Origin of the sequence: Candidatus Cardinium hertigii (assembly GCF_050864915.1) — a bacterium.
Classification (GTDB): Bacteria; Bacteroidota; Bacteroidia; order Cytophagales; family Amoebophilaceae; genus Cardinium; species Cardinium hertigii_D.
In genome coordinates this window covers 1-796 of the sequence record NZ_JBOZWY010000011.1, presented here as the reverse complement: position 1 = coordinate 796, position 796 = coordinate 1, and the positions used below count along the sequence as shown (strand labels likewise).

Genomic DNA, 796 nt, shown 5'->3' with positions numbered 1-796 from the left:
CTATAAATAATAATATAGGATATGGTGGGACAACAGGTTTACATTATGGAATCGAACTCCCTAATAATAACATCAGTTATGGATCTGGGGAACCTTTTAATAAATCATACCCACAAGGCATGGATAAGGCATCGTAAGTGGTTCTGTCGCGTTTGATTTTATAAATAACAGGTTATCTATTGAAGCCCTCAAATAAGCTAAAATTTTGCATGTGTTATCTTTTAACATAAATTACACCGTAAGACTTAACATTTTGTAGTGGTTTTATAAGGTATATAATATAACCAAAATGTTTATCATTTAACGTTCGTTAACTTATACAAAGTATCGAAGGAATAGAGACGTTAAATTATGTCTAGAGTATAGACATACTAATAATCCTAAAAGTTTTATTATAGATTGAAAGGACATGATATGATAGCTCTTCTAGTAATCCCTATTGTATACTTCAAAGTTTTTAAGTCCCATAGACACGACGTAGCCTTTCGTAAGAGATATTTGGTAGGCGAAAAACATAAAGATATTCTTATCCACTTTTATTTCAATGATGTGCTCAATTTAAAGGCCTCAGATAAGGTTGAAAAAGTTACATTCTTATCCACGATTCAGGATCCAGATATTGCCTATAAGAAAGAAAGTGTAGTAGATGTCTTATGCACAGACCAGTATGGGAAGCAAATAATTGTAGAGATGCAGGTTTCCCCCCAACAAGGTTTTGAAAAAAGAGCGCAGTATTATGCCTCTAAGGCCTATTCCAGGCAACTCAACTCAGGCCAAGAATTAGGAGCTAGATACC

Annotated in this window: 1 protein-coding gene; it reads left to right on the top strand. The window is 33.8% G+C overall.

Going from position 1 to position 796, the window contains the following annotated elements:
- Positions 1-414: 414 nt before the first annotated feature.
- Positions 415-796, top strand: a 382-nt coding sequence (locus ACRRVD_RS04290; RefSeq protein WP_432461880.1) for a PD-(D/E)XK nuclease family transposase, incomplete at its 3' end; no start/stop codon positions are given.